Here is a 3,873-nt window from a genome sequence, read left to right as displayed (position 1 = left end):
CTGCTGTTGCAAGATGTCGAAAAGCCGATTGTGGCCTATATCGGACGCCTCGATGAACAGAAAGGCGTGCATCTGGTGCACCACGCCATCTACCGCTCCCTGTTCAAAAATGCCCAGTTTGTTCTCCTGGGATCCGCCACGGAGCCGGGGATCGGCGCCTGGTTTGCCCATGAGAAACGCTACCTCAACGACAACCCCGACGTTCACATCGAGCTGGGTTTCAACGAAGAACTTTCCCACCTCATCTATGCAGGGGCAGACATCCTGGTGGTGCCCAGCCACTACGAGCCCTGCGGCCTCACCCAGATGATCGGCCTCAAGTACGGCACAGTTCCGGTGGTGAGGGGCGTGGGCGGCCTGGTGGATACCGTTTTTGACCGCGACTACGACAGTTGCAAATTGCCTGAGCAACGCAATGGCTACGTGTTCTACCACACGGATCACGCAGCCCTAGAGTCAGCGTTGGATCGGGCCATCGACCTGTGGTACACCGCCCCCGACCAGTTTCGCCAACTGCAGATCCAGGGCATGAGCTACGACTACTCCTGGAACTACCCCGGCAAAGAATACCTGGAGATCTACGACCAAATTCGCCACCGCTGGTCCTGACCAACATCCCCCCGGCGGCCACCAGCGATCCCCAGCGATCCCAGCCCTTGACCGCGAGGGAGAAATGCTGGACGATAGGTAGCAATGCTGCTCTTAACCTTCCCTACAGATTGATTGCTGGGGAAGGAAGGCTTGCTCCCTTATCTTCTCCCACCTGAGGATCCCTAGCCGCCATGATAGGCTATCTTGCCTTGGTACTCCACGCACACCTGCCCTTTGTGCGCCACCCCGAGCAGGACTTTGTGCTGGAAGAAGAGTGGCTCTACGAAGCCATCACCGAGACCTATGTCCCGCTGCTGCACATGTTCGAGGGGCTGCGGCGAGATGGCATCGACTTTCGCTTCACCATGTCTCTGACGCCGCCGCTGGTGTCGATGCTGCGGGATCCCTTGCTGCAGGAGCGCTACGACCACTATCTAACCAAGTTGGAAGAGCTGGCCCAACTGGAGTACGACAAGAACGCCACCAACGGCCACATTCGCTACCTAGCCGAGCACTACATCAAGCAATTTGCCATGGTCCGCGATCTCTGGGAGCGCTACGACCGGGATCTGGTGCGGGCCTTCAAACAGTTTCAGGACAGCGGCAACTTGGAGATCATTACCTGTGGCGCCACCCACGGCTACCTGCCCCTGATGCAGATGTACCCGCAGGCGGTTTGGGCGCAGCTGATTGTGGCCTGCGAGCACTACAACGAACACTTTGGCCAATGGCCGCGGGGGATCTGGCTGCCGGAATGCGCCTACTACCAAGGGCTGGAGCGGATGATCGCCGATGCCGGCCTGCGCTACATGATCACCGACGCCCACGGCCTGCTCTACGCCAAGCCACGGCCCCGCTACGGCATGTACGCCCCCATCTTTACCGAGACCGGTGTTGCCGTCTTCGGTCGGGATCACGAGTCTTCCCAACAGGTGTGGTCGGCGGAGGTGGGCTACCCCGGGGATCCCGTCTATCGCGAGTTCTACAAAGACCTGGGGTATGAGGCCGACTACGAATACATCAAGCCCTACATCATGCCCAACGGCCAGCGGAAAAACACCGGCATCAAGTACCATCGCATCACGGGGCGCAACCTAGATCTGGGGCAAAAGCAACTTTACGATCCCTACTGGGCCAGGGAGAAGGCGGCAGAACATGCGGGCAACTTCATGTTCAACCGCCAGCGACAGATCGAATATCTGCACAGCGTCATGGGGCGCCCGCCGCTGGTGGTGGCTCCCTACGATGCTGAGCTGTTCGGCCATTGGTGGTACGAGGGCCCCTGGTTTTTGGATTTTCTCATTCGCAAGAGCTACTTCGACCAAACCACCTATCGCATGACCCACCTGGCGGAGTACTTGCGGGAGAACCCCACCCAACAGGTGTGCAAACCGGCCCAATCCAGTTGGGGGGCGCGCGGCTTCCACGAGTACTGGCTCAACCCCACCAACGCCTGGATCTATCCCCACTTGCACAAGGCCACCGAGCGGATGATCGAGCTGAGCCGCCGTGAGCCCGCCGATGACCTGGAGTGGCGAGCCCTGAACCAGGCGGCGCGGGAAGTGCTGTTGGCCCAATCTTCCGACTGGGCCTTCATCATGCGCACGGGGACGATGGTTCCCTATGCCGTACGCCGCACCAAGTCCCACCTGCTGCGCTTCAATCACCTCTACGAGAAGATCCAAGCCGGCCAGTTGCGGCGAGAAAAAGCCACCCCCGAAGACGAGCAGTGGCTGGCCAAGGTGGAATACATGGACAACATCTTCCCCAACATCAACTACCGAGTTTACCGGCCCCTCTGAATGTCCCCTGTATTTCTCGGGATCGATCTGGGCACTTCGGGGATGCGGGTGGTGGCCCTCTCCGAGACAGGGGAGGTGGTGGTCAAAAGCGAGCGCTCCTGGGATCCCCCGGAAACCAATCCAGGCCGCTGGCTGCGCACCCTGAAGGCGCTGCTGGGCCACCTCAAAGCTCAACTGGGGGATCGCTACGCCATTGTTGCCCTGAGTGCCTGCAGCACCTCGGGTACAGTGCTGCCGGTGGACGGGCGGGGCATGCCGCTGGATCAAGCCTGGCTGTATTCCGACCGGCGGGGTCAGGCCCAGGCCCAGCGCCTGGGGATCCCTGCCAGTTGGGGGCTCGGCCGCTGGCTGTGGTGGGCAGAGGCCCATCCCGACCAATACCGGGACAGCTACCTGGCCCATCCGGCGGACTTTCTCCTCAGCCAACTGGGGGGCCGCCGGCGGGTAACCGATCACACCCATGCCCTCAAGAGCGGCTTTGACCTGGAAACCTACACCTGGCCGCGGGAGCGGCTATCTCAGCAAGGCCTTGATCCCAAGCGCTTTCCTGAGGTGGTGGCGCCAGGAACAGTTCTGGGAACGGTGCGGCCTGAGTGGGAGCTGGGGCCAGAAGTGCTGATTGCTGCCGGGATCACCGATGGCTGCGCCGGGCAACTGGCAGCAGGAGCTACTCGCTTGGGGCAGGTTTCCACCAGCCTGGGCACAACTCTTATCTTCAAGGCCAACAGCCCTGACCCTGTGCAAACGCCGAGTATCTATTCTCATCTGCACCCCGACCGCAGCGGTTGGTGGCCGGGGGCGGCCTCCTTTTGCGGCGGCGGCGTCCTGCCCCACTTCTTTCCCGGCGGCGACTTTGCTGCCTTGGATCGGCAGGCGGAGGCCCATCTGCCCACGGGCCTAGTCAGCTATCCTCTCTGCCGGCCCGGCGAGCGTTTCCCCATCCTGGATAGCGAATTTGCCGGCTTCTTGCCCCAGGCGGAAGTGGGATCCCTTCGCTTTTATGCAGCTCTTTTGGAAGGGGTGGCGATGGTGGAGCGGCTGGGGCTGGAAACCTTGATTGCCCACGGGATCCCAGTGCAAGAGCCGCTATTAACCACTGGCGGCGGCTGCAAAAGCCCCCTCTGGCTGCGCCTGCGGGCCAGCATCCTCGCCCGCCCCCTGGCAGTGGTCAGGCACCCGGAGCCGGCGGTAGGGGCAGCCATCCTGGCCGCCTCAGCCTATTGGTGCTGTTCGGTGCAGCAGGCTGCCGATCGCTTGGTACAGGTGGAACGCCTCATCCAGCCGGATTCCGAGTGGGTCAAGGCTTATGCCGAGATCTACTCGGAGTTCCGTAGCCGCCTTTTCTAGGGAGTTTCCAATTTCTTTTCTTTATCTTTTCCAATTTCTAGGGATCCCCCGAAGAGCTAACCGCTCGCCTCCCCTCTCCCACTGGGAGAGGGGCCAGGGGTGAGGGAAGTTGGATCCCCCCGAAGGGGAACCG

At 61.4% G+C, this 3,873-nt stretch carries 3 protein-coding genes; all 3 read left to right on the top strand.

Going from position 1 to position 3,873, the window contains the following annotated elements; genetic code table 11:
• The coding region (locus NW857_RS06290) for a glycosyltransferase (RefSeq protein ID WP_414368342.1) at positions 1–609 on the top strand (609 nt) is incomplete at its 5' end.
• A 173-nt stretch (positions 610–782) separates the two neighbouring features.
• Positions 783–2,393: a glycoside hydrolase family 57 protein gene (locus NW857_RS06285; RefSeq protein WP_414347085.1), complete on the top strand. Its 1,611-nt coding sequence runs from the start codon at positions 783–785 to the stop codon at positions 2,391–2,393.
• On the top strand, positions 2,394–3,740 hold the full coding sequence (locus NW857_RS06280) for an FGGY-family carbohydrate kinase (RefSeq protein ID WP_414337300.1): 1,347 nt from the start codon (positions 2,394–2,396) through the stop codon (positions 3,738–3,740).
• The last annotated feature ends 133 nt before the right edge of the window (positions 3,741–3,873 follow it).

It is taken from the genome of Synechococcus sp. H55.9, from assembly GCF_047462355.1.
Taxonomy (GTDB): Bacteria; Cyanobacteriota; Cyanobacteriia; order Thermostichales; family Thermostichaceae; genus Thermostichus.
The sequence above is the reverse complement of the archived record's forward strand: the minus strand, read 5'-3'. Positions and strand labels throughout refer to the sequence as shown.

Bases quoted from the DNA above. Each gene is read 5' to 3' on its own strand.
- NW857_RS06280 (WP_414337300.1), top strand. From the start codon at position 2,394: ATGTCCCCTGTATTTCTCGGGATCGATCTGGGCACTTCGGGGATGCGG.
- NW857_RS06285 (WP_414347085.1), top strand. From the start codon at position 783: ATGATAGGCTATCTTGCCTTGGTACTCCACGCACACCTGCCCTTTGTG.